23 protein-coding genes and 1 pseudogene are annotated in these 24,338 nt (G+C 67.9%); 5 read left to right on the top strand and 19 right to left on the bottom strand.

From position 1 onward, the window contains the following. Positions 1 to 3 precede the first annotated feature (3 nt). The 3 genes from AC5RT3_RS18315 to AC5RT3_RS18305 are packed head-to-tail and all read right to left on the bottom strand — an operon-like array spanning position 4 to position 3,305. A complete protein-coding gene (locus tag AC5RT3_RS18315; RefSeq protein WP_494124866.1) occupies positions 4 to 210 on the bottom strand; it encodes a hypervirulence associated TUDOR domain-containing protein in 207 nt (68 codons plus the stop codon). A gap of 8 nt (positions 211 to 218) precedes the next feature. Beyond that, positions 219 to 2,630 carry a zinc metalloprotease gene (locus AC5RT3_RS18310; protein WP_494124865.1) on the bottom strand — a complete coding sequence of 804 codons (2,412 nt, stop codon included), beginning with the start codon at positions 2,628 to 2,630 and terminating at the stop codon, positions 219 to 221. A gap of 6 nt (positions 2,631 to 2,636) precedes the next feature. Continuing rightward, on the bottom strand, positions 2,637 to 3,305 hold the full coding sequence (locus AC5RT3_RS18305; RefSeq protein ID WP_494010045.1) for a peptidoglycan-binding protein: 669 nt from the start codon (positions 3,303 to 3,305) through the stop codon (positions 2,637 to 2,639). 234 nt (positions 3,306 to 3,539) lie between these two features. Here AC5RT3_RS18305 and AC5RT3_RS18300 point away from each other — a divergent pair, with 234 nt between their 5' ends. After that, a complete protein-coding gene (locus tag AC5RT3_RS18300) occupies positions 3,540 to 3,992 on the top strand; it encodes an SRPBCC family protein (protein WP_494010046.1) in 453 nt (150 codons plus the stop codon). Between the two features lie 17 nt (positions 3,993 to 4,009). Here AC5RT3_RS18300 and AC5RT3_RS18295 read toward each other — a convergent pair whose 3' ends face one another. Further along, complete coding sequence (locus AC5RT3_RS18295; protein WP_494124864.1) at positions 4,010 to 6,244, bottom strand: S9 family peptidase; 2,235 nt, start codon at positions 6,242 to 6,244, stop codon at positions 4,010 to 4,012. A 622-nt stretch (positions 6,245 to 6,866) separates the two neighbouring features. On the opposite strand from AC5RT3_RS18295, the gene AC5RT3_RS18290 reads away from it, so the two are divergent. After that, a complete protein-coding gene (locus AC5RT3_RS18290) occupies positions 6,867 to 7,289 on the top strand; it encodes an Hsp20/alpha crystallin family protein (RefSeq protein ID WP_494010048.1) in 423 nt (140 codons plus the stop codon). A gap of 387 nt (positions 7,290 to 7,676) precedes the next feature. On the opposite strand, the gene AC5RT3_RS18285 is transcribed toward AC5RT3_RS18290, so the two are convergent. From AC5RT3_RS18285 to AC5RT3_RS18260, 6 genes and pseudogenes are all read right to left on the bottom strand, one after another. Next, positions 7,677 to 8,618 carry an NAD(P)H-hydrate dehydratase gene (locus AC5RT3_RS18285; protein WP_494051312.1) on the bottom strand — a complete coding sequence of 314 codons (942 nt, stop codon included), beginning with the start codon at positions 8,616 to 8,618 and terminating at the stop codon, positions 7,677 to 7,679. Next, on the bottom strand, positions 8,587 to 9,363 hold the full coding sequence (locus AC5RT3_RS18280) for a histidine phosphatase family protein (protein ID WP_494010050.1): 777 nt from the start codon (positions 9,361 to 9,363) through the stop codon (positions 8,587 to 8,589). The genes AC5RT3_RS18285 and AC5RT3_RS18280 overlap by 32 nt, the downstream gene beginning before the upstream one ends. A 129-nt stretch (positions 9,364 to 9,492) precedes the next feature. Beyond that, positions 9,493 to 11,181 (bottom strand): alkaline phosphatase D family protein, encoded by a 1,689-nt coding sequence (locus AC5RT3_RS18275; RefSeq protein ID WP_494124863.1) that lies wholly within the window; start codon positions 11,179 to 11,181, stop codon positions 9,493 to 9,495. A 187-nt stretch (positions 11,182 to 11,368) separates the two neighbouring features. Beyond that, on the bottom strand, positions 11,369 to 12,484 hold the full coding sequence (locus AC5RT3_RS18270; protein ID WP_494124862.1) for an LCP family protein: 1,116 nt from the start codon (positions 12,482 to 12,484) through the stop codon (positions 11,369 to 11,371). A gap of 218 nt (positions 12,485 to 12,702) precedes the next feature. Continuing rightward, positions 12,703 to 13,365, bottom strand: coding sequence for an arsenate reductase/protein-tyrosine-phosphatase family protein (locus tag AC5RT3_RS18265; protein ID WP_494124861.1), 663 nt, complete (start codon positions 13,363 to 13,365; stop codon positions 12,703 to 12,705). Between the two features lie 135 nt (positions 13,366 to 13,500). Next, positions 13,501 to 14,659: pseudogene (locus AC5RT3_RS18260) on the bottom strand (IS30 family transposase). Between the two features lie 178 nt (positions 14,660 to 14,837). Here AC5RT3_RS18260 and AC5RT3_RS18255 point away from each other — a divergent pair. Continuing rightward, on the top strand, positions 14,838 to 16,094 hold the full coding sequence (locus tag AC5RT3_RS18255; RefSeq protein ID WP_494124860.1) for an FAD-dependent oxidoreductase: 1,257 nt from the start codon (positions 14,838 to 14,840) through the stop codon (positions 16,092 to 16,094). Between the two features lie 96 nt (positions 16,095 to 16,190). Here the strand turns inward: AC5RT3_RS18255 and AC5RT3_RS18250 are convergent, their stop codons facing one another. From AC5RT3_RS18250 to AC5RT3_RS18235, 4 genes are all read right to left on the bottom strand, one after another. Further along, positions 16,191 to 16,814: a DUF305 domain-containing protein gene (locus tag AC5RT3_RS18250; RefSeq protein ID WP_494124859.1), complete on the bottom strand. Its 624-nt coding sequence runs from the start codon at positions 16,812 to 16,814 to the stop codon at positions 16,191 to 16,193. Positions 16,815 to 16,887: 73 nt separating this feature from the next. Further along, positions 16,888 to 17,376 (bottom strand): hypothetical protein, encoded by a 489-nt coding sequence (locus AC5RT3_RS18245; RefSeq protein WP_494124858.1) that lies wholly within the window; start codon positions 17,374 to 17,376, stop codon positions 16,888 to 16,890. A gap of 41 nt (positions 17,377 to 17,417) precedes the next feature. Then, positions 17,418 to 19,559, bottom strand: coding sequence for a heavy metal translocating P-type ATPase (locus AC5RT3_RS18240; protein WP_494124857.1), 2,142 nt, complete (start codon positions 19,557 to 19,559; stop codon positions 17,418 to 17,420). A gap of 58 nt (positions 19,560 to 19,617) precedes the next feature. Next, positions 19,618 to 19,785: a hypothetical protein gene (locus tag AC5RT3_RS18235; protein WP_494124856.1), complete on the bottom strand. Its 168-nt coding sequence runs from the start codon at positions 19,783 to 19,785 to the stop codon at positions 19,618 to 19,620. 290 nt (positions 19,786 to 20,075) lie between these two features. Between AC5RT3_RS18235 and AC5RT3_RS18230 the strand changes: the two genes are divergently transcribed. Continuing rightward, positions 20,076 to 20,750 carry a PAS and ANTAR domain-containing protein gene (locus AC5RT3_RS18230; protein ID WP_494051303.1) on the top strand — a complete coding sequence of 225 codons (675 nt, stop codon included), beginning with the start codon at positions 20,076 to 20,078 and terminating at the stop codon, positions 20,748 to 20,750. 148 nt (positions 20,751 to 20,898) lie between these two features. Then, positions 20,899 to 22,251 (top strand): Na+/H+ antiporter NhaA, encoded by a 1,353-nt coding sequence (nhaA, locus tag AC5RT3_RS18225; protein WP_494124855.1) that lies wholly within the window; start codon positions 20,899 to 20,901, stop codon positions 22,249 to 22,251. A gap of 99 nt (positions 22,252 to 22,350) precedes the next feature. Here nhaA and AC5RT3_RS18220 read toward each other — a convergent pair whose 3' ends face one another. The 5 genes from AC5RT3_RS18220 to AC5RT3_RS18200 form a co-directional block, all read right to left on the bottom strand. Next, positions 22,351 to 22,614: a GlsB/YeaQ/YmgE family stress response membrane protein gene (locus tag AC5RT3_RS18220; RefSeq protein WP_461172356.1), complete on the bottom strand. Its 264-nt coding sequence runs from the start codon at positions 22,612 to 22,614 to the stop codon at positions 22,351 to 22,353. 69 nt (positions 22,615 to 22,683) lie between these two features. Continuing rightward, complete coding sequence (locus AC5RT3_RS18215) at positions 22,684 to 22,929, bottom strand: hypothetical protein (protein WP_494051301.1); 246 nt, start codon at positions 22,927 to 22,929, stop codon at positions 22,684 to 22,686. Positions 22,930 to 23,018: 89 nt separating this feature from the next. After that, complete coding sequence (locus AC5RT3_RS18210) at positions 23,019 to 23,243, bottom strand: hypothetical protein (protein ID WP_494051300.1); 225 nt, start codon at positions 23,241 to 23,243, stop codon at positions 23,019 to 23,021. A 143-nt stretch (positions 23,244 to 23,386) separates the two neighbouring features. Beyond that, entirely contained in the window at positions 23,387 to 23,872 is a 486-nt protein-coding gene (locus AC5RT3_RS18205; protein WP_494124854.1) for a universal stress protein, read from the bottom strand. A 12-nt stretch (positions 23,873 to 23,884) separates the two neighbouring features. Then, positions 23,885 to 24,325, bottom strand: a complete 441-nt coding sequence (locus tag AC5RT3_RS18200; protein ID WP_494124853.1) for an arsenate-mycothiol transferase ArsC — start codon at positions 24,323 to 24,325, stop codon at positions 23,885 to 23,887. Positions 24,326 to 24,338: the final 13 nt, after the last annotated feature.

Here is a 24,338-nt window from a genome sequence, read left to right as displayed (position 1 = left end):
GCGCTACTTCTTCTCGGTCAGGGCGGAGGCCTTGTGCGCGGCCCGGGCACCTGTCTTGGCCGATTCCACCACATACTGCGGCTCGTCCTCGCTGGCCCGGTGCGTGTGGCCGTCCAGCTCGAAGTCGCTGGTTTTCTTCTCGATGATCTTGCCGTGCGTCCTGCCCTGCGACGTATTCCACTCCACGGATGTTCCCTTGCTCAACGACATTTGTTCTCCTAGCTGGGGTTTGCGGTGGGTTGGGGCTCCACGGCGGGGGCCGTGCCCCCAGTATCCGCCGTTGGCAGCGGTGTCTCAACGGGTGCGTACGACGGCGGCGCATCACTTGTCGCAGGCTGCGTTGCCGGGGCTGGTGCCGGCGCCGTTCCTGCCGGAGCCGGTGCCGTCCCACCCGGTGCCGGTTGGGAGGGAGCCGCCGTGCTTCCCGCTGGACCGTCTGTTCCCGCGGGGGCCTGCGCCGCGGAGGACGTGGCGGTACTGCCCGTGTTGCCGGAGGCGGCCGGAGCTGCTTTGACGATGGCGGTGATCTGTTCCTTGTACGCTGCGAGCCGGGCCTGGATTTCCGAGAGTGGAACGTTTTGGAGGTTCCGCCCGTATTCGGCAATCTCGGCCCACAGGGCGTTGAGCTGCGCCAGGCTGTCCCCGTCCAGAGGTCCGTCAAGCGTAAGGACCAACTGGCTGGCCAGCGCGTACGCAAGGCAATCGATGCAGTTGTAGTTCGCGGCTGCGGACCGGTTCTCCGGGACGATGACATCCGCCTGGCCAACGATGAGGACCACCTGGAAGCCGACAGCCACCGCCGCGCAGCCGCTGCAACTGGCGAACGCGTAGGCCTCGTTGCGGGTATCCACCGGCTCGCCGTCCTCGGCCCACACCAGGGCGAAGGCCACGCTGTAGGTGACCGAGCCGCCGGCGGTATTCACGGCCAAGGCCTGGTTGCCGTCCTCTTCCGGGGCGGCGGGCCGGTCGAACGGGAACACCCAGGAGGGGGCGGCCATGACTGGATCGCCCGTGGCTGCGGGCGCGGCGGCTGCTTCCGCCGGCACCAGCACCATGGCCAGCTGGGGATTGTCGCGGGTTGGTTTCGGGCTGCCTTCAGGCCAGAGCGCAACAGTGCGTCCGCTGCCGCCCTCGCGCAGCGAAGTAGTGCTGGCCTGGGGAAGGACTGTTGCGGTGGCATCAGCCAGCGTGCCGCGCTCGTAAGGCTGCACCGGACGGTACGTCCCGCCGTCGGGCCACCATGCCCACGCGAGGCCGGAAAGCAAAGCGGCAATGGCGGCCATGGCAGCCGTGCGCTGCAGGGCCTTCCCGCGGGTCTTCTTCCAGAGGCCGGTGACCAGCTGGCGCAGGAGCCGGACCAGGATGTACAGCATGCCAAGCATTGGCAGTGCGACGGCGCCGATCGCGAGGACCCGTACGGCGGCGCCGGCCAGGTCACCCGCGGCCAGGCCCGCGGCCAGCATCTCCTGCTGCGTGACCACGCTGTCCCAGGCCGTTGCCAACAGCCGCGGCAGTGCGATCACCATGACGGCCAGGCTGAGGAGGAGCAGCGGCACGGTTACCAGGACCCAGAGCGCCACCACCGCTCGGGCCCACGGCTTGAGCACGCGGTTTTCAGGCTTTCCCCAGTGCCACGGCAGCAGGCCCAGCAGTGTGGGCCTGATGCGCTGGAACAGGTCCGGGACGCCGGTGGTGTCCGCCAGGATGTGGTACCCGTCGAACCGGACCAGGGGGAGGAGCTGCCGGACCATCTGGAGGATCTGGGTCACCACCACCAGCAGCAGGGCATCGAACCCGGTGGCCCACCAGACGCCCATGATGGCGACCGCCACGATCGCGTTGAAATAGAGCCCGCCCAGGTCGGTGCGGAGCCTGCCCCCGCGGCCAAGCCGGTACGAATCCGTGACGTCCGTGAAGAAGGCGGGCCAGACCAGATACAGCCCTGCCCCCATGGCGCCTGGTGTTGCACCGCCCTTGCGCGCCGCGGCGGCGTGGCCGAACTCGTGGAACCCGGCCGAGAGGATGGTGATGGCGAAGATCAGCAGCAGCAGCCCGGGATTGGCGAAGGCCTCGTGCGTGGCGGAGCCCAGGCCCTTGACCATCAGAACCCACCAGCAGGCTGCAAGGAACGCGGCGGTAACGGCCACGATGATCAGTGGGTTGAAAAGCACTGTGAACGGGCCCGTGATCCTGCGGGTGCGCTCCGGGTCCGTCACGGTGTAGCGGAAGCGCATGCCCAGCAGGGGGTCGGCCTTGCGGACCTCGGGTTCTGACCCGTCGGCCAGGCGCAGCAGGCCCATCGGCAGCAGTTGCGAGTCCATCAGGGTGCGCACGTTGTCGGCGCTGACCTGCCGGCCCGAGCCCTGGCTCGCGTGCCGGGCAATGTCCTCCACGTCCCGTGTCCCGTCAGCCGCCTCCAGCACCAGATAGAGCAGGCGGGTCAGCTGCAGTGTCTGGCCGTCCGAGCGGCGCACCAGTGAGGGCGCTTCGCGGTAGCCGGACCCTTCGGACTGGCCGAGGAGCTGGACACCGCCGGCCCGGGCCGGAAACTTCCGCGGGTGCCTGGCAGCGGGGGCAAGGGACGACGGCGGGCCGGCCTGGGAGCGCGGCCCGCCGGTGACGTGGCTCATTTGGGCTTACTGCTGCAGGTCGGACTGCTGGTCGGCAGAGGCGTTGGCTGCGCCGTCGATGTTCTGCGAGATGATGGCGTCCTGCTCGGCCACCGCGTAGGCCTGGCTGTCGATGGAGCCGATGTTCGCGGCGACGGCGGCATCGATCGGGGCGGCCACGTTGGCGTTGGCTGCGACAGCACCGTTGATGGGTGCGGCGATGTCCGCGTCCGCGGCGAGGTCCACGTTGACGTTGAGCAGGTCCCCGTCCAGGGCAGCTGTGGGGTCGGTGGGCAGGGCGCCGACGTCCGGCAGGCTGCCGTCGGGAAGGACAGTGCCGCCGTCGACCGTTTCGGTGGCGTCTGGGGTGCCGCCGTCGATGGTGTCGTTGCTTTGGTCGATGGTGCTGTCCTGGGTGGACTCGGCGTTCGCGTCGGCGGTGATGCCCTGCTCGATCACCACGCCCTGGTCGGCCAGCGCCTGGGCGTCGGAACCGAAGGAGAGGATGTTGGCCGAGGCGGCGGCGTCAATCGGTGCTGCCACGTTGGCGTTGGCGGCGACGGCCAGGTCGATGGGTGCCGCGGCGTCGATGCCCAGATCGAGGTCCGCGTTCAGGTCCAGGACCGAGGCAACCTCCTTGTCCGGCAAAGCGGTGGCCTGCTCCGCGAGCAGTTCATCATCAGTCAGGGGACGCATTTCATGTTCCATGTTTCTGCAACCTCCGGTACGCGCGGGTTGGCCTGCCCCCAGCGGGCAGCCCTGCGCGAACCAATAGTAAGCATGATTAGCATTTTGGCGTACAGTCGGTTGCCAGTGTTAACGCACGTCAGATGCTATTGACAGGAGTTGGAGGCAGGTCCAAGCTGGCGCTGTGCCTGCCTTCCTGCCGGCAGAGCCGCCGGCATCAGGCGCCCTTCAAAGGAGAACCCAATGCCTGTTGTAGAAGAAAGCGTTGTTATTGCCCGGCCGCCGCAGGAGGTCTTTGACTTCGTGTCGAAGTTCCAGAACGTTGCGGTATTCGATTCCTCCGTCACCTCCTCGGAGCAGGTGGGGGACGGCCCCCTGGGCGTCGGCACCCGCGGGCGCGGTACCAGCAAAGTCATGGGCCGGCAGTTCGACTGGACTGTCGAGGTCACCGAGTTCGATCCGCCCCGGCGCATGGTGTCCCGTTCCGTTGAGGGCAAGCTGGACTTCACCATCACTTTTCAGGTTGAACCGGCCGACGGCGGCACCCGCCTCACCCAGCGCATCGATGCCGCATCAGGCCTGGGCGGCGTCTTCGGCAAGCTGGCTGATCCGTTGGTGGAGCGCGCGCAGGGGCGGACGGTCCGCGCCAACCTCGAAACCCTGGCGGAGTGGCTGGCAGAGCACCCGCAGACCTGAGTGGCCGGCGGAAGGCCTTACTTGAGCCCCGCGCCGGGGAGCAGTTCGGTGGCGCCGAGGGAATCGGCGATGAACGCGTAGTCCCACGCCCGCTCGCGCCACTGCACGTACCGGCCGGAGGCGCCGCCGTGCCCGCCGTCCATCTCGATTTTCATGAGGATGGGCTCGGATCCGGTGGTCCGGTTCCGCAGCTCCTGCACCCACTTGGCCGGCTCCACGTACAGCACCCGGGTGTCGTTGAAGGATGTGACGGCCGCGATCTTCGGATAGGCCACCTCCCGCACGTTCTCGTAGGGGGAGTAGGACTTCATGTACTGGTACACCTGCGGGTCCGTGATCGGGTTGCCCCATTCCTCCCACTCGAGGGCGGACAGCGGCAGGTCCGGGTCCAGGATGCTGGTGAGCGGATCCACGAACGGCACCTGCGCCACGATGGCGGCGTACTTTTCGGGTGCGATGTTCGCCACCGCGCCCATCAGCAGGCCGCCGGCGGAGCCGCCCAGTGCCGCGATCCGCGCCGGGTCCACCCAGCCCGAGCCGGCCAGCCAGTCGGTGGCGGCGATGAAGTCGGTGAAGGTGTTCTTCTTGGTGAGCTTCTTGCCGTCCTCGTACCAGTGCCGGCCCAGCTCACCGCCGCCGCGGATGTGCGCGATCACGAACACCACGCCGCGGTCCAGCAGCGAAAGGCGCGCAATGCCGAAGCCCGGATCCATGCTCAGCTCGTAGGAGCCGTACCCGTACACCAGGCCCGCCGCCGTCGAATCCTGCTTGACGCCCTTGTGCCGCAGCACCGAGAGCGGGATCCGGGTGCCGTCCGCCGCCGTCGCCCATTCGCGGGTGGCCACGTAGTCGCTGCCGTCGTAGCCGCCCAGCACCGGGCTTTCCTTCCGCAGCAGCAGCTCGCCGGCGGGCTGTTCCGGGGTGGGCAGGACGAAGTCGTAGACGCGCGACGGCGTGAAATAGGAGGTGTAGCCCAGCCGGATGACGGGGGCCTCATAGTCTGATCCGCTGACGCCTGCGGTGTAGAGCTCCTCGTCGAATGCCGGCTCCACCGGGGATTCTTGTGCCGGCGTGCCCAGCCCGGCGAGGCCCATCACCTGTACCCGTTCAATGGTGTCCTTCCGGATGGACACGATCAGGTGCGTGGCGGTGACGCCCGCGCCGTTGACCCGGACGTCGTCGGAATGTGCGACGACGGTCTGCCACGTCTGCTGGGCCAGCGGCTTCTCCAGCTCGGCCGGATCCGCCAGCGAAACCATGGAGTTGATGGCGCCGCGGTTGTGCGTGAGGAGGATACGCTCTGATTTCCCGTCCGGGCCCTCCAGCAGGAACGGCTCGGCCTCGTAAAGGACCCGCTCGTTGCGGGAAATAACCGTCCGGACGGTCCCGGAGGGGTCGTCGAAACGGAGCAGCCGGGTTTCGCTGTATTCGGAGCAGCCGATGCCCAGCACCAGGTAGCGCCGGTCCGCGGAGAGCTCAAAGCCCAGCCACATCGCGGCGTCGTCTTCCTGGTAGATAACCACGTCGTCGGTGACGGGCGTGCCCAGCACGTGCGCCTTCACCTGGTACGGGCGCCAGGAATCATCCACCACGGTGTAGAAGATGCGCGCGCCGTCCGGGGAGAACGAGACGCCGTAGAAGACGTTCTCGATGACGTCCGGCAGCAGTTCGCTGGTGCGGAGGTCCTTGATCCGGAGGGTGAAGCGCTCGTCGCCGGAGTTGTCCACGGCGTAGGCGTAGAGGTTGCCGTCCACGGTTACGGCCGAGCCGCCCACGGAAAAGAAGGGCTTGCCTTCAGCCTCGACGTTGCCGTCCAGCAGGACTTCCTCACCGGGAATCGCGACGCCGGGCTCCACGGCCGGCGGGGTCCAGTCGGCAATCCTGTCCCCGGTGTCGGAGGCCCTGACCCGGCACTGGATGCCGTATTCCTTGCCCTCCACGGAGCGGCTGTAGTACCACCAGTCGTCCTTGCGGTGCGGAACCGAGAGGTCGGTTTCCTGGGTGCGGCCCTTGATCTCCTGGAAGATGGCTTCGCGGAGCGGCTCCTGGTGGGCGGTGACCGCTTCCTGGTAGGCGTTCTCGGCCTTCAGGTGCTCCACAACCTCGGCGGATTCCTTGTCCCGCAGCCACTCGTAGTTGTCAACGAAAGTGTCCCCGTGGTGCGTCCGCTCCAGGGGGACCTTCCTGGCCACAGGCGGCGTGGCGGCGGACGCGGGCGTGCTGGCGGAATCCTGCAGCGGAGTGGAGGTCATGCCTTCAATATATCCACCGCCTCCGCGAAAGGCCGGGCCCGTTCGCTACCGGGGGACTGAACCAACGACCGCCGTCGCGATGCCCTGTCACTTATGGTCCCCAAACTGAAGTTTTGACGACCATAACTGACAGGGCAACCGGCCGGGACGGGGGCCTAGTGGCCTTCAGGCGGCAGGCGTATCCTGATCACGCCAGGCACATCAGCCACGCGTGAGAGGGGAAGTTTATGACCATCCCGCCAGTGCACGAACCCGAGCCGTTTCCGCCGGAACCAGGCCCTGAACCCACACCGCCAGATCCCACCCAGCCCCAGCCCGGGCATCCGTCCCCCAACCCGTTCCCGGCGCCGCCGTCTCCCGGCCCGCTGCCCGTGCCCGATCCGGGGCCGGCGCCGCTGCGCCCGGACCCAACCCGGAGCTAGCAGGGACCAGCCGGAGGGGGCCTTCCGCGGACCGTGGGAGGCCCCTTTTCCTTGCCCAAAACCGGTCCAAAAAAGTTGCAAATTTCCTTCCTGCACCGCTTGCGGATCTGCTTTTGCGGTGCTAAAAAATCTATATCAGCCAATACAGATCGGCTGATACTCGAAACGATGTTGGACCATCTCTTACGAGGAGGGAAGCCATGTTGATGCGAACCGATCCGTTCCGCGAGCTGGACAGGCTGGCCCAGCAGGTCCTCGGAACGGCAGCGCGTCCGGCAGCTATGCCGATGGACGCCTGGCGGGAGGACAAGGAATTTGTCGTGGCCTTCGATCTGCCCGGCGTCGCGGTGGATTCAGTGGATCTGGATGTGGAACGGAATGTCCTGACGGTGCGGGCCGAGCGGCCTGACGTTGCGGGCAAGGACACCGAATTGGTCGCCTCCGAGAGGCCGCGCGGCGTCTTCAGCCGCCAGCTGATCCTCGGGGACACCCTGGATGTCGACAAGATCAAGGCAAGCTACGATGCCGGTGTCCTGACGCTGCGGATTCCTGTCGCCGAAAAGGCCCAGCCGCGGAAGATCGAGATCGAGACAAAGGGGACAAAGCAGGAGATCGCGGCCTAGTTCCCTCCAGGGATCGGGACGTCGGGTTCTCTGTTGACTGCCATGATGGGGCGGGTCGCACCGAGTGCACGCCACAGCGCCAGACAGCGCATCGGCAGCGTCAACCCGTACTTCCCGATACGGTGGCCCCCGGCTCCGGCCGGGGGTCGTCCAAAGTTACCGGCGGGGATGCCTTGTCTTGGTCCGCATGCTGGTGCTAGAACAGGGTTACCGGGAGGATCCGAACGCGTTGTATCTGCCAGTTTTGGGCGGTTTGCCTTTAAGGAACGCCACAGCGCCGGTAGCGCATCGGCAGTTGCGAGTGATCCCCTCCGATACGATGGCCCCCGAGCTTCCAAGCAGGGGGCCATCCCTTTGCGCACGGGCAGGGTTTCCTTGTCCCGGGACTCAGGTGTTCAGTTCCAGCATCAGCGCGGGCAGTTCGTCGGCGAGTTCGCGGGCAAGGAACCCGAGCGGGCCCATCCTGCTGGCCAGCCGGTCGGCAGCCGCCGCGTGCAGGTGCGTTCCCCAGCACGCCGCCTGTGCCCCGCTGGTCCCGCGGGCCTTCAGGCCGGCAATTGCCCCGGCCAGGACATCCCCGCTGCCGGAGGTCCCCAGGCCGCCGTACCCGGTGGTGATCTTCCACAGCTCCGGTTCCCCGCCGCCCTCCGCACCGGGTGGCTGGGCAACGATGCCCTGGCAGCTCACCACGGCGTCGAACCGCCTGGCAACAGCGGCCACGTCGCTTTCCAGGTCCCCGAGGTCCCGGCCCAGCAGGATCTCCGTTTCCTTCGGGTTCGGGGTCAGGATCAGCCGTCCGCGCCACGGTTCCAGCTGCTCTTCAACCTTGGTCAGGCCGCCCAGGGCATAGGCGTCAAGCACGACGGCGGCGCCCCCTTCACCATCCGGCCCGCCGTCGGCGGACTCCCGCTCCAGCAGGGCCCGCAACAGTTCTTCAGCCAGTCCGGGGTCGTCCAGGCCCGGGCCCACCAGGATGGCGTCCGCCCGGTCCAGGTAGGAGGAGATCCGGTCCAGCCCATCAGCCTTGACCGATCCGTCGGCGGTCTCCGGCAGGGCGATCGCACCGCACTCCGGCAGCGCCACCCCCATCTGCACGGCCACAGACTCTGCAACGGCCACCGTCAGCTTCCCGGCACCGGCGCGCAGCGCTGCGGTTCCGGCGAGCAGGACAGCGCCGGGAGTGGCCCGCGCCCCGCCGATCACCAGCACCGAGCCCCGTGAATACTTGTCCTCACCCGGAGCCGGCAGCGGCCACTCGCGCAGCAGCGACGGCGTCACCAGCACGGGGCTGGTCCCGTCACCGCGGGTGGACACTCGTGTCCCCTGCATGCTCGGTGACCTCCACGCCCTGCTCCGTGAGGTGGTCGGCCACATTGAAGCTCTCCAAGGTCCACGGCCCGGCGCCGGACGGACGCACATACCTGGTGATCGACGCGTTCAGGATGGATGTGCTCGCAGCAAGGTCCAGGAGTTCCCGCTCGGACATGCCCTCCAGCACGTAGCGGAACAGCATGATCACGGCGTCGTGGCAGACGAGCATCACGCGGTGGCCGCTGCCCAGGTTGTTCAGCTCATCGAGGACCGAACGCAGCCGGAGGGCCACGTCCGCCCAGGACTCACCGCCCGGCGGCCGGTAGTACAGCTTGCCCAGCCAGGACCGGCGTTCCACCTCGTCCGGGTAGCGCTTCTCCACGCCCAGCCGGGTCAGCCGGTCCAGGATGCCCAGTTCACGGTCGCGCAGCCGTTCATCGGCGCGCACTTCCACCGGCCAGCCCGCCGCCTCCACGGCAATCTCCGCCGTCTGCCGGGCCCGGGCGTATGGGGAGGACACCACTGCATCGGGCCGGAACTCCTCGGCGATCCGGGCCAGCGCGGTGCCCAGCGCCTTGGCCTGTTCCTGCCCCGTGCCGGACAGGTTTACGTCGGCATCGCGGGCCGGCACGTCGATGACCTCCGCCCCCGCAAGCCGGGCCTCCGTGGCCGCCACGTTGCCTTCGCTTTCACCGTGCCGGATGAGCAGCAGCTCCACCGCCCCGGCCTCCTGCACAGCCTGTGTCAGTCCGTTTTCGTTCAAGAAAGATCACCCCGTCCGTGTGCGTGCCGAATGCAGGAACACTACCAGCGGCGTACCCACGGGGCGGGGAAAATAACCGGATTACGACGGCGGCGGCACCCTGGGCCGCCGCCGCCGCCGTCGAAAGACCTACCGCTCCGGCGTCAGCACCTTGGAGAACACGGTGGCGCCGTTGGCGTTGCGCAGGCTCACCGTGAAGGTTTCGGAATCAAGCTGGACGTGCCCGAAGAACTGGTTTTCGCCGTCGCGCGGTGACTCACCCGGGAAGCGGCCGGCCTTCGAGAACACCACCTCCGGCCCGAACGTGCCGTCCATCGCGTTCGGCCCGAAGGATCCGGCGGCGATGGGCCCGGCCACGAACTCCCAGAAGGGGTCGAAGTCTGTGAACGCGGCACGCTCGGGGGAGTAGTGGTGCGCGGCGCAGTAGTGCACGTCCGCGGTCAGCCACACGATGTTCTTCACCCGGTTCCGCTTGAACTCGCTGAGCACCCCCGCGATTTCCAGCTCGCGGCCCAGCGGAACACCGGCGTCGCGGTTGGCAACGCTTTCCTGGTTGACCGGACCGTCCGGCACGATGACGCCCAGGGGCATGTCCGCTGCGATTACCTTCCAGGTGGCCTTCGACGCCGACACTTCCCGGATCAGCCAGTCCACCTGCTCCTGGCCCAGGATGTTGGTGGTGTAGGTTTCCTTGCCGTCGGTGTTCGGGGATTTGAAGGCCCGCATGTCCAGGCAGAAGATGTCCAGCTGCGGGCCGCGGGAGATTTTCCGGTAGATGCGCGCGGGCTGGTACTGGCCGGCGTCGTCGAACGTTCCCGGGCGCCACAGCGCGGCACTGTCCGCGATGGGCATATTCTCCTGCCACGCCTGCCGGCCGCGGGCGGCGAGCGTGTTCACGTCGCGCACCGTGTAGCGGGGGTCCTCCAGGATCTCGCCGGGGTACCAGTTGTTGGTGGTTTCGTGGTCGTCCCACTGCGCGATCACGGGCACGTCCGCGAACATGGCCCGCATGTTCGCGTCCATCGAGTTATACCGGTGCCGGCCGCGGAACTCGGCCAGCGTTTCGGCCACCTTGGACACCTCCTGGGTCACCAGGTTCCGCCACACCTGCCCGTCCTTCTCCACAACGGTTTCGGTGATCGGTCCGTCCGCATACACGGTGTCGCCGGAGTGGATGAAGAAGTCCGGACGGGTCTGGTGCATGGCCCGGTAGCCGCGCATCCCGCCGATCTCCTCGTTGATGCCCCAGCCCTGCCCGGCAGTATCGCCGGTCCAGACGAAGCTTTGCGCGGACGACGCCGGGACCCCACCTCCGTTGCTCGTCTCGCCGGTGCGGCCCTTGCCGTTGTACGTCCCGGCGTCGGGGGCCGTGCGGAAGGTCCCGCGGACCGTCTCACTGGCTGCGCCGCCGTCGTCCTCGAAGCTGATCTCCAGCGCGAACCGCGTGTTGGACGGCAGGTTCCCGGCGTGGATCTTGGCGGTGAAGTCGGACGCCTGGGTGGCCCTTGGCCCGCGCAGGGTGCGCTCAAAGGCGCCGCGCCCGCGCAGGATCGCGCCGGCGTCGTCCACTGCGCGGAGGACCGCCGTCATCCGGCCGGCACCCGACGCGCGGGACCACAGCACCGCCGAATCGGAGGTGACGTCGCCGGTGGCGATGCCGCTGGGCAGGGTGAGCCGGTTGCGGACCAGCGCCACGCCGGCAGGGGAGCGGGTGGGTCCGGCGCTGGCGGCGGCGGGCACGGACGCCAATGCGGCGGCCAGGACCGAGCCCTTGACGATGGTGCGGCGGGAAATCTCAGTGCGGGAAGCGGAAGTCATGCCCTCAGGTTTCCGCCAGCCGGGGCATGGAGCTTTTCTCGCGGGTGAACTCCCGGTAAGGCGGGGCTGAACAGCGCGAATCGACGCTCAAATGCACCCGCGACACGGAAATTCCCTGGCGCGGCCGATCTCAGCCGCGCCAGGGAGTTTGCGCGTCGTCAGGGACCCTGCGCGTCGCCCGCGAACCCTAGGGCCTGGCGAACTCCGCGATCCGCCCATCCCGCAGGGCAGCCCCCACCGCAGCAATGGCGCCGTAGTCCGGGAACAGCACGGACTGGCCCGCCACGAACCCGGAACCTGCCGTGGGCAAGGTCATGGTGCCGATCGCGTTGGGGTCGAGGTTGCGGAGGCTGTAGGCCAGCATGGCGGCCTGCACGGGATCGAAGCCGCGGTTCACGGTGAGGCAGCAGGACGCGAAATCGACCAGGCCGCGGACGGCGTTGACGTCATTCAGCGCCCCTCCGCCGGTAAGGCGGGCCAGGATGGCACGCAGCAGGATCTGCTGGTTGCGGACCCGCTGGAAGTCGCCGTCCGAAAACGCGTAGCGCTCGCGGGCGAACTCCAGGGCTGACTGCCCGTCCAGGTGGTTCACCCCGGCAGCGAAGACACGCTGGGTGTCGTGCGTGGACTGGAACGCGATGGGCACGTTGACGTCGATCCCGCCCAGCCCGTCGATGAGTCCGCGGAAGCCGTGGAAGTCCAGCATCAGGGTGTGGTCGATGGTGATCCCCAGCAGCGACTGCACGGCCGAGGTCTGCATGTCAATGCCGCCGTACTGCAGTGCCGCATTGATCTTGGCACCGCCGAAGCCCGGGATGTCCACCCAGGTGTCGCGGTTGATGGACACGATGTAAAGCGTCCGGCGGTCGGCGGGGACGTGGACCACCATCAGCGTGTCGGCGCGGTGGTCGATGGGTTCGCCGGTCCTGGCCGTGTGGTCAGCGGCCTCCCGGGCACTGGCGCGGCTGTCGCTGCCGATCACCAACACGTTCATGGGGACCGCCGGCAGTTCCGGGATGGGCGGTGGCGGCGGGGGTGGCGGAGGCGGCGCGGGCGTTGTCTCCGTGGGTGTTGGCGAGGGCGTCGGCGTCGGGCTCGGCGACTCGGCCTGGGTCGCCGCCGGCTGCGCTTCCTGGCCGGCCCGGTTCAGGCTGATCACGGCCACCACGGCAGCCGCCACGAGCACCAGCGCCAGCAGCGCCGCGATCCAGCGACGCCGACCGTGCGCCACCATGCCGTGGCCTGCCGGGTCCGCGCCCGAACCTGTGGGTCCGGAAGGGCCGGAACCGCCTGGAGTGCTCATATTGCCTCCACATCATCGTGATTGGTGGGATCAGTGTCCGCCCACCAGCCCCTTGCTGGCTACCAACTTGTCCAAACTGTCATCTGCCAGTTCCCGGGCCGGTTTTCTGCAACGGCGCTGTGATCCGGGCACTGTCCTTCGGGGGAAAGCTAGCACCGGGAGCACGGCGGCACATCGGGGGAATCCGCACGAAAGCCGCACACTAGTCCGCAGTTTCGTTACAGCGTCCTGGCAGCCTTCCGGCGGTCGGGGGCATGCAGGCGTGCGTGCCGGAGGATGGAGACGATGGCCGGGGCGAGCTCGTCTTCCATCTGCCGGTATACCTCCGGGGCGCGGCGGTAGGGGTCGATGACGTCATTGTCGGCCGCATCAGCGGGGAGCGAGAGGTGGCGCACGCCAGCCGCCCGGGCGGGCAGGCTGCGCCAGAGGGCGGTGTTGGCAGCGAGGGGATCGCCGCCGTCGGGCCCCTCTGAAACTGCGGCGGGCGGCTGGGAGGAGGCGCCCCGCTGGTCCAGCACGTCGAGCATGCGGGCGAATTCGCGGATGGTGAACGTCCGCTTCAACAGGGAGGCGTCCAGCTGCAGCACCTCCCCGCGGTGGCCCGAGGTCATGGTGAGCACCAGGTCAACGCCGCGGAGGATTTTCGGGGTGAGCTGGCGGGCCGCGAAGCCATCCGGGTTGCCGCCAAAGGTCCGCACGATGTCCGCGGAGATGGGCTGGATGGGGTCGCCCACCATGGCGCGGGTTCCGGCGCTGGCCACCTCGAAACCACCCGGCAGCACCTGGTCGAGCCCTGCCTGCAGCAGCCGTTCGGCCACGGGCGAGCGGCAGATGTTGCCGGTGCAGACGGTGAGGATTCGTACTGGTGCGGATGTGTCCAAGGAGATGTCCCTCTTCCCAGCTGGCGGACGGACGTTCAGCCCGTGCCTTTCAACTTAACACGCAACACCCCGCGACGCTCTTTCACATCCTGCGCCTCCTGCCTGGGCGGATTCAAGTGGTGGTTGCAACACGTTCTATGCGGCTGATTCTTCCAGTATTTGCTGGAGGGCTTGAGCGGGTGTTTTCCAGCCGAGGGTTTTGCGTAGGCGTCCATTGAGTCCGGCGGCGGCGTAGTCGAGGTCCTCTGGGGTGACTTTGGTGAGATCCATGCCTTTGGGGAAGTACTGGCGCAGGAGTCCGTTGGTGTTCTCGTTGCTGCCGCGCTGCCAGGGTGAGTGAGGGTCGCAGAAGTAGACGTCCGCTCCGGTGGCGATCTTCACGCGTTCGTGAATGCCGACCATCTCCGCGCCCTGGTCCCAGGTCAGGGACCGGCGCAGCTGGGCCGGGAGCGTGGGCAAGGTGTCCTGGATGGCGGCCAGTACCTGCTCGCCGGTGTGCCCGTTGGGCAGGTGCAAGAGCATCACGAAGCGGCTGCTGCGTTCCACGAGTGTTCCGATCGCCCCGGTGCCGGGGGTACCGATGATCAGATCGCCCTCCCAGTGTCCGGGCACGGCCCGGTCATCGGCCTCCGCCGGGCGTTCGCTGATCAGCAGTTCCTTCGGGACCCGGGGCCGGCGCACTCCCGCACGCCGGTTTGGCTGCCGCACGGCCCGGCCGGTGCGCAGGGCCGCGGCGAGCTCGGCCTTCAGCCCGCCGCGGCCCTGGATATAGATGCACTGATAGATCGTCTCGGGGCTGATGCGCATGCTCTCATCATCGGGGAAATCGATCCGCAGCCGGACACTGATCTGTTCCGGGGACAACCGTTCCCGGGCCGTCAGCATCCCGGCGACGTAGAGTGCCAAGGCCTCGTTGGAAGCCAGTTTCCGGATCTTAGGCCTGCGTGCCAGCTTCTGCGCCCGTTTTTGGGCCGAGGACGCCAGATAAGGGCGCTTGCCTTCATTACGGATGTTCCCGGCCCAGTTCCCTGCTGATCGTGGACGGGCTCCGACCCAAACGCCGGCCGATCTCACGCACCCCGCACCCGGCCGCCCGCCAGACGGCAATCAACTCGCGTTCATCAAAGGACAAGAACCGTCGGCAGGCAGGCCTAATTCCAGGATTCACTCCACCATGCTGACGGACGATCAGCCGGGCCGCTGACAGGGAAAGACCGGCCGCCTCTGCCGCCATCTCATCAGATGATCCAGAAGACCTCGCCTCCCAGAAAACCCGGACCACCTCACGCAACATCTCAGGCCGACCAAAACGTCCCACAACACCACCAATCACTCAGGTGTTGCAACAACCCCTTGAACCCGCCCTGCACCCTCTCTCACCTATTGCGGCATTTCCCGCGAGGCTCCCGCACTACCCATCCCGTCCAGCTCACGCCACCATGGAAGCAGCCCGGAAACGGAAAGGGGATGACGTGACCGGAGAGACCTCGGAACATGATTGCGTGATCGCTGGCGGCGGACCGGCCGGCATGGTGCTCGGCTACCTGCTCGCGCGGGCCGGCCTCAAGGTTGCCGTGCTGGAAAAGCACGGCGACTTCTTCCGCGACTTCCGCGGCGACACCGTCCACCCCTCAACCGTGACCCTGCTGGGCGAACTCGGGCTGCGCGGGAATTTCCTGAAGCTGCCCCTGACACGCCTGTCAACGATGGACGCGGTGGTGGATGGCCAGCGCTTCACCCTCGTTGACTTCCACAGCCTCCGCGGTCAGGACAACTTCCTGGTCCTCGCTCCGCAGTGGGACTTCCTCAACTTCCTGGCCGGTGAGGCTGCGGCCTTCCCCACCTTCGAGCTGCACATGGAGACCGAGGCCACCGGACTCATCGTGGAGCAGGACCAGGTGCGGGGCATCCGGGCAACAGGGCCCGACGGCGGGCAAGAGTTCCGCGCACCGCTGACCGTCGCTGCCGACGGGCGGGCATCAGTGCTCTGCGCGGCGGCCGGGCTGACCCCCGACGAGTTCGGTGTGCCCATCGACGTGCTCTGGTTCGGCCTGCCCAAACCGCCCGACCCGCCGCCCGTAACCCTCGCCTACGTGTCATCGCGGGGAATGGTCCTCACCATCGACCGCGGCGACAGGTACCAGTCAGGCATGGTCATTGAGAAGGGTGGCTTCGAGGGCCTGGAAAAGGCGGGGCTCGGCGCACTACGTGAACGCATCACATACGCGGCACCCTTCCTGCAGCCGGTTGTTGACACGCTGCAGGACTGGGACCAGGTCAAGCTACTCTCCGTCCGGATCAACAGGCTCCGGCGCTGGCACCGCCCCGGCTTTATCGCGATCGGCGATGCCGCGCATGCGATGTCCCCGATGTTCGGCGTCGGCGTGAACTTCGCGATCCAGGATGCGGTGGCACTGGCCAACGCCATTGCCGGAGACCTTGCCGCCGGCACCGCACCGCCGGAGAAGCTCGCCGCCGTGCAGCGTCGGCGCGAGATACCCGTGAAGATCATGCAGCGGCTTCAGCGTGCAGGACACCGGGCCCTTGCCAGGGCAACCAAAGGCAGCCGGGTTGCGCCGCGCTGGCTGCCTCCTGTCCTCCGGCTCGCCTCGCCGGTGCTGCGGCGCGTGACCGCCCGGTTTGTCGGCGTCGGGATCCTGCCCGAACATGTGAAGCCGGTGGCACCAAGAGTCAGGCGCCGCCGGCCAGGACGACGCTCGCTCACTTAACGCAACTCCGGAACGCACGCTCGCTCACTTCCTTCAGGATAGTGAGCGAGCGTTGGCCGGTTGGTGCGGTAAGTGAGAGAGCGTCGCGGGTGAGGGTCAGAGCGTGCCGAGCAGCTCCTTCATCTCGGTGATCTCGGCTTCCTGTGCGGTGACGATGTCCCGGGCGAGCTGGATGGACTCCGGGTACTTGCCGGCGCCGATTTCCTGCTGGGCCATGTCGACGGCGCCCTCGTGGTGCTCGATCATGTGTTCGAGGAAGAGCCGGACGGCGTCGGTCCCCTCGGCGGCCTTGAACGTCTCGATGCCGTCAGCGTCCACCATGCCGCTCATGCCGTGCCCGGAGTGGTCGGACATCATGGTGGGCACGTTCCAGCTTTCCAGCCAGCCGGTCATGGTCTCGATCTCCGGCGCCTGGGCGTCCTTGATTCTGGTGGCCAGGGCAGTGACCTCGGCCGGGACGTCCTGCTTGGCCAGGATGATGTCGCTCATCTCCACGGCCTGGGCATGGTGCGGAATCATCATCTGGGAGAACACGATGTCCGCCTGGTTATGGTCTGCGCTGGCGTCCGGCATCATGCTGGACGTCGGGGCGGATGAACCGCCGTGATGCATGGGCATGGTGCTTCCGCCGGAGCTTCCGGAGCCGGCCGCGCAGCCGGCAAGGCCGAGCGAGGCAGCCAGGGCGGCGGCGAGGGAGAGGGTCTTGATTTTGCTGTTCATGGGAAATGTCCTTCAAGCGGGTCAGTGGAACTGGGCCGAAACGATGCGTGCAGCGGCGCGCCGCAGGGCTCGTTTACGTCCGGCTGATGGACAGTTCGCAGGGCGTGGGACCCGAAGGGATGTAGTTGTAGGCGGCGTACCGGGCTCCTGCCGCCAGGGGAAGCAGAGCTGCCAAGGTGCCAGGGGGAGGGGCGACGCCGGGCGATCCCGCCGGAACCAGCGGGATGCAGGCCGCTCCGGCTTCCTCCGCCCCTTGGCAGCCGGAGCTGCAGGAACCCGAGGCGGCGAAGGACCCGGCCGCGGGCCGGGTGAAGTGCCCTGCGTGGCCGTTATGGGACTGCCCGACGGCGGCCTCCCCGGCATGGCGGGAAGCGTCGCCGTCGTGCGCGGCACCGGTATGGCCGGCAGGCGCAGGAGCTGCGGAGGCCGCCGTCGCGTGGACTGAATGGCCTGCGGTCAGCACGTGCATCCCCAGGATCCCGGCCAGCAGGGCCAGGACTGCAGCGGCCAGCGCGGCCGGGCGGAGGGCAGCCACGACGGCGGTGCGGATGCCTGCCTTCATGCTGTTCCCTCCTTTCCCGTGGACCCGGAAGGCCACGCCTTTCAACGTACCCCGGACGGGTTCAGTTTCAGGCGCCGCAGCAGCTGGGCGTTCAGCGCCACCACAATAGTGGAGGCGGACATCAGCACGGCACCCGCCGCGGGCGATAGGACAACGCCCGCGAACGCCAGGACGCCTGCCGCCAGGGGCACGGACAGGATGTTGTAGCCCGTTGCCCACACCAGGTTCTGCCACATCTTCCGGTAGCTCGCCCGGGACAGGTCCACCATGGACAGCACCGCCCGGGGATCGTTTCCGGCCAGGACCACGCCGGCGGACTCCATGGCCACGTCGGTGCCGGCGCCGATCGCGATGCCCACCTCCGCGCGGGCCAGGGCCGGCGAATCGTTGACGCCGTCGCCCACCATGGCCACTTTCAGCCCGCGGGCCTGGAGTTCGGCCACCTTCTTGTCCTTGTCCGCCGGCAGGACCTCGGCGAACACCTCGTGGATCCGCAGGTCCGCCGCCACAGCCCGGGCCACCTGCCGCGCGTCGCCGGTGACCATGGCCACCTTGACGCCCCGGTTCTGCAGCGCCGCCACGGCCTGCCGGGACTCCGGACGCACCGCGTCCTCCAGGCTGACGGCGCCCAGGACGCGGCCGCCGTCGAGCACGTGCAGGACTGCCGCGCCGCGGTCCCTCCAGCCACGGGTCACCGCGGCCAGGGCAGGGGGTTCGACGGCGGCAAGCTCGCGCAGGAGTGCGGGTCCGCCCACGTGTAGCGTCCGTCCGTCCACGCTGGCCCGCACGCCGCGCCCGGTCAGCGCGGTGAACGAGCCGACGGCCGGCAGCGCCAGGTTCCGTTCCCGGGCGGCGCGGACGATGGCCCGCGCCACGGGATGCTCGCTGTCCGACTCGACGGCCGCGGCGAGGGCCAGCAACTGGCCGGCGTCAACGCCCTCGGCCACTGCCACGTCGTTCAGCTCGGGTTCACCGGTGGTGAGGGTGCCGGTCTTGTCGAAGAGGACAACGTCAACGGTCCGCATGCGTTCCAGTGCCATCCGGTTCTTGATCAGCACGCCGGCCCGGGCGGCCTGCTCGGTGGAGATGGCGATGACCAGCGGAATGGCCAGGCCCAGGGCATGCGGGCAGGCGATCACCAGCACGGTCACGGTCCGGGTGACCGCGTCCGGAACACTGCCAAGCAGCGTCCAGGCGATAAAGGTCAGCACGCCCGCGGCGGCGGCGAAGTAGAAGAGGAACGCTGCCGCGCGGTCAGCCAGCGCCTGGGCACGCGAGGACGAGGCCTGGGCTTCGGCCACGAGCCGCTGGATTCCGGCGAGTGCGGTGTCGTCGCCCACGGCCGTGACCCGGACGCGGACGCTGCTGTCCGTGGCGATGGTTCCGGCCACCACCGGAGCGCCGGGGCCCCGGAGAACGGTCTTGGACTCGCCGGTGATCATGGATTCATCGAACTCGGCCTGCCCTTCCACCACTGTTCCGTCGGCGGGCATCCGGGCGCCGGGCCGGACCAGGACCAGGTCGTCCGGGCGGAGTTCGGAGACCGGGACCGTTTCGGTGCCGCCGTCCGTGACGCGCTCGGCCTCGTCGGGCAGCAGCGCGGCGAGGGCGTCCAGGGCGCCCTGCGCGGAACCCAGGGCGCGCATCTCGATCCAGTGGCCCAGGAGCATGATGGCCACCAGCAGCGCGAGCTCCCACCAGAAGTCCAGGTCGAAGCCGCCCAGCCCCAGGCTGGTGATCCAGGAGGCCGCGAAGGCCACGGTGATGGCCATGGCGATGAGCAGCATCATCCCCGGCCGCCGGTCCTTCAGTTCCTGGAGGCCGCCTTTGAGGAACGGCTGCCCGCCGTACAGGAAAATGACGCTGCCGAGGACCGGCGGGATCCAGGCCGAGCCGGGAAACATAGGCGCCATGTAGCCCAGGATGTGGCCCACCATCGGGCTGAAGTAGACCACGGGGACGGACAGCGCCAGGGTGAGCCAGAACCGGTTCTTGAACATGGCGGTGCTGTGCCCGGCGTGCTGGCCGGACGTATGGACGGTGTGGTCGTCGTCGCCGTGGTGCTGGTGTGCCGTCTGGTGGTGCTGGTGCCCCTCGGGGGCGGCGGTGTGGCGGGTGAGCGTGCCGCCCGCCTGCCTGCCGTCGTCGTGATGGTGCGTTGGGTGGTGCGTGTGGTCCTGCATGGTTTCCTCCTTGGAGGACTGGTGCTGCGCCGGGCATTGCCCTTGGAGGCGCGAGAGGTCAGGATGCGGCCAGGAAATACCCGGCAGTGGTGACGGCGGTGCGGCCGGGCGCTTCAGGGGAATGCGCGACGGCGGCCGTGGTCTTGGGTGCGTGGCCTGCGGGGGAGCAGCAGCTGCAGCCGTTGGAGGATGCCAGGGGGAGCGCTGTGCGGTGTTCGAGGTTCATGTCAGTTCCATTTCCTTGACGAAGGATGAGTCCTTGGTAAGCAGGGTGCTGGGGTTGAACGGCTGTGGAGGCGGTGGTACCGCCGGGACATACCACTTCACTGACAACACCTCGAGAATACCCCTAGGGGGTATTTGCGTCAAGGGGTCCAGCCAGGTGGAAAACCCCCCTGGTTCCCGCAGGTGGTCCATGCCCTACCCGTAGGAGTCCGCCCCGGCCATACTGGTAGTAGCGCCCCCGGACTGATCTGTTCCGCCGCGGGTGCTGGATGCTACATGGAGGTGGCCCCTGTGACAACGGACCCGACCGGCCCATATACGTACTCGAGCGCCCTGGGCGACAACGAATGTACCGCCGGAACCTTCCATGTGGACGTGACCGGGTGGAAGGTCTCCTGGTCGGACGGCATGTACCAGCTGCATGGATACCGGCGGGGAGACGTGGTGCCCACGCTGGAGCTGCTGTACTCGCACAAGCATCCCGAGGACCGGCCGAGGTGCGAGGCAATCGTTGCCCAGGTTGCACAAACCGGAGGCTATTTCGCCATGTACCACCGGATCATTGACGCCAAGGGACGGACCCGGCGGGTGCTCACGTCGGGTGAGGGCATCCTGGACGGGGCAGGCAAAGTCGCCGCCATGGAGGGGGTGATGGTGGACCTCACCACCACCCTGCAGCGGGAAACGGAGCAAACCGCACGGGATGCGGTGGCCGGTGCCACCTCCACCCGCAGCGTGGTGGACCAGGCCCGGGGCATCCTGATGGGCCAGCTGAAGATGGGCGCTGATGATGCTTTCAAGATGCTGGTGAGCACCAGCAGCCACCGGAACGTCAAGTTGGTGGTGGTGGCCGCGGAGCTCGTGAAGCTGGCCAACTCGGGGGAAGCCCGGGACTACCTTGACCACGCCGTCAGGGCCATCGCCGCCGAAGGCCGGCAGTCCGGTTCACGGCGCCGGGCGGGGTGACCGCGGGGCGCCGGGCGGGGCTGGGGGACCCGCATCAGCGGGCTGCTGCATTTTGGTGCCCGCAGCGCCGCCCCTAGAATGGATCGAAGGTGCGCCGGGAAGTCTGGTCGGCAGTAATTTTGTCGAGCCCAAACGTTAGGACTCCTTCATGAACTCCACCCCGCCATCAACACCGCCGCCCGCCGCGCCCCGGGGCACGGTCTTTGCCCGCGGCTCCTACTCCGAGGCCCTGCGGATCGGGGAAATCCTCCGCAAGGAAACGGTGGGTGGCGCCCTGCTGGTGGCAGCGGCAATCATCGCCCTGGTTTGGGCCAACTCGCCGGCTTCGGACAGCTACTTCGCGCTGCGTGACTTCAAGATCGGTTACGAGCCCTGGCACCTGGAGCTGAGCCTCGGTGCCTGGGCTGCGGACGGCCTGCTCGCCATTTTCTTCTTCCTGGTGGGCCTGGAACTCAAGCGCGAATTCGTGGCCGGCGACCTGCGGCAGATCAGCAAGTCGATCGTCCCGGTGGCGGCCGCAGTCGGCGGCGTGGTGGTCCCGGCGGTGATCTACGCCGTCGTCAACCTCGCCAGCCCGGAGACCCTGCGCGGCTGGGCGATCCCCACCGCCACGGACATTGCATTCGCCGTCGCCGTGCTCGCCATTATCGGCTCCCACCTGCCCAGCGCGCTGCGGATCTTCCTGCTGACCCTGGCCGTGGTGGATGACCTGATCGCCATCAGCATCATCGCGTTCTTCTACACCAGCGACCTCCATGTCGCACCGTTGCTGCTGGCCCTTATTCCGCTGGCGGTCTACGCATTCCTGGCGCACCGGTTCCGCTACTTCTTCGGCATGAAGGCTCCGGCCGCCTGGCTGATCCTGCTGCCGCTGGGCGTTGTGACCTGGGCGCTCGTCCATGCCTCGGGCATCCACGCCACCGTGGCAGGTGTCCTGCTGGGCTTCGCAGTACCGGTCATCCGGTCGCAGGCCGGTGGCGGTCCGGAGGCCGGGCCCGGGCTGGCGGAGATCTTCGAGCACCGCTTCCGGCCCATTTCCGCTGGTATCGCCGTCCCCATATTCGCGTTCTTCTCGGCCGGCGTCGCCGTGGGCGGCTGGGACGGGCTGGTCTCGGCACTGGCCGACCCGGTGGCGCTCGGCATCATCCTGGGCCTGGTGCTCGGCAAGCCGATCGGCATCCTTGGCACCACCTGGATCCTGACCAAAGCCACCAGGGCAACCCTGGACAGCTCGTTCAAATGGATCGACATTTTCGGCGTGGCGCTGCTGGCCGGCATCGGCTTTACCGTGTCCCTGCTGGTGGCCGAGCTCAGCTTCGGCCACGGCAGCCTCCACGACGACCACGCAAAGGTGGGAATCCTCGGCGCCTCACTGCTCGCCGCCGTGCTGGCCACCCTGGTGTTGCGGACCAGGAACCGGCAGTACCGGCAGGCCGAGGAACTGGAGAAGGTGGACGCGGACCAGGACGGCATCCCGGACGTCTACCAGGACCGGACCTAGGACACCCCGGCGGCGGCACCCGCCATCGCCCTGCGGGCGTGGGTCAGGCGCCGCCGTCGGGGGTTCCTGCCTTAGGCCGTCAGGGTTCCTGCCCCTAGGTCAGCGGCGGACGGACCGCCGCCGGCCGGCCACTGCCTCGGCGGTGCCCACCAGGAGCACCGAGGCGATGACCGCCACAATGAAGCCCAGGAAATTCAGTTCGAAGATGTCCCCGGTCCCCAGCAGCGATGCCACCACTCCGCCGATCACTGAGCCGACCAGGCCCAGCAGCAGGGTGGCGAGCAGGCCCAGGTTCTGCTTGCCCGGCTTGATGAGGCGGGCAAGCGCCCCGATGATCAGCCCGGCAACGATGAATCCAATCACGGTGTGCTCCTTCGTCGTGTTTCTGCCGCAGCAGCATTCCAGGACTGACCCTACCCCTGCCGCCGGACGTTATGCAGGTTCGAGCCTGGTGGCCGGCTGGGCCGGTTGCTCCACGGGCTCTTCCACGTGCCGGATCTCCAAGGCCTCGGGGTCCAGCAGCTTGCGGGTGCCGGTCCTCGCGTCAAGGATCCAGAACAGTTCCAGGGCAGGCACCACGCCGGTCACCCGGCCGCGGTGGAAAAGCCTGCCCCGGTGCCAGGCCTCGATGTGGTCTCCAATGCGGAGTTGGTCCGTGCGTACTCCTTGTGCCTCCATGATGGGCTGCCTCCTGCTGTTGTATCCCCGTACGCACAGCTTGCCGTGAGGAGGTTGCCGCAGTGTTTCAGCAGGGTGTTTTTTCTGTGTCAGGTGTGATCTGAGCGCTGGATGCTCAGCATGTGCATCAACAGGGCGCGCTGCGGCTGGCCGGGATTGGCGCTGACGAACCATCGGAGCGAGCTGCGGGCATCGGCCTCGCAGGCGGCGGTTCCGCTGAGGATTTCGTCAATAATTTCAAGGACCTGCAGTTGTAGCTCCAGATGGGCAACTTCCCCGCAAATGCTGCGGGGGAGCTTCCGGTTTCCGTGCATGGGTGCCGCCTTCGCGCCTTAACAGGCTCCCTCCGGAGGAGCGTCGCTGCTGGTCCCCAGCCCGCCGGATGAATAAGCTAAGTGTACTGACAGGGGCATTGCCCACCAAGCATTTTTTGTAGGGCGGCGCACGCTTGTTTTGGTTAGTGGCCAACCGCCGGAACCACCACAACGGGACGCCGCTGGGAGTGCTGCAGGGCCTCCGCGACTGAGCCTTCCAGGACCCGCTCGAACCGGGACAGGATGCCCGGGCGGCGGCCGCCCACAATGAACAGGGAAGCGCCAAGGCTGTCTGCCAGCCGCATCAGCGCCGGGGCAACGGCGCCGTTTAGGACCCGGAAGGACCACTCCACATCGTCGGTCCCGGCCAGGATTTTCTGCAGGCGCCCATAGACTTCCCGTGAGGGAAAGGCCGCCTCATCGTTGACGGCAGGGTCCAGCGAGGCCCCCGGCAGCTCGGGCGCCCATTCCACCAGATAGCTTGCCGGGTCAACGAAGGCACAGACGAGGTGGAGGTCCATGGCGCCGGCGAATTCGGCAGCCGTCAGCACCAGGTGCTCCGGGCATTCCCAGGGCACGCCCAGGATGGCGGGCCCGGTGGACCCGCCGGACCGGTCCTGGTTGTCCATCGCGCCGGTCCGTCAGGAAGCGGTGAGGTCCTGGTGCAGCTTTTGGACCCGCGCCCGGATGTCGGCCCGCACCAGGCGCATGCGTTCCATGCCTTCAATGCCGCGTTCCGAGGGCTCGTCAGTTTCCCAGAGCTCGAAGCGGGTGCCCTCGTGCGGCTCCAGCTTTGCCTCGGTGCCCAGGACCACCACCACGTCCGCAGCCTCAAGCGCCTCCTCGCTGACGGGCTTGGGGTACTCGCCCTCCACGGTGATGCCGAGCTCGGCCAGTGATTCGACAGCGAGCGGGTTGAGGTCTTTTCCCGGCTTCGTGCCGGCCGAAAAAACGTCCACGCTGCTGCCGGCGAGCTGGTGCATCAGCCCGGCTGCCAGCTGCGACTTGCCGCCGTTCTTGCTGCAGACGAACAGGACAGCGGGCGTCTTTTCCCTGGCGGTGGCGGGAACTGCGTTAGTCATGGGCTTCCTTTGC

This window comes from Arthrobacter sp. Y3221159 (assembly GCF_059089885.1).
Note: the sequence above shows the minus strand (reverse complement) of the source record. Positions and strands in the feature narration are given on the sequence as shown.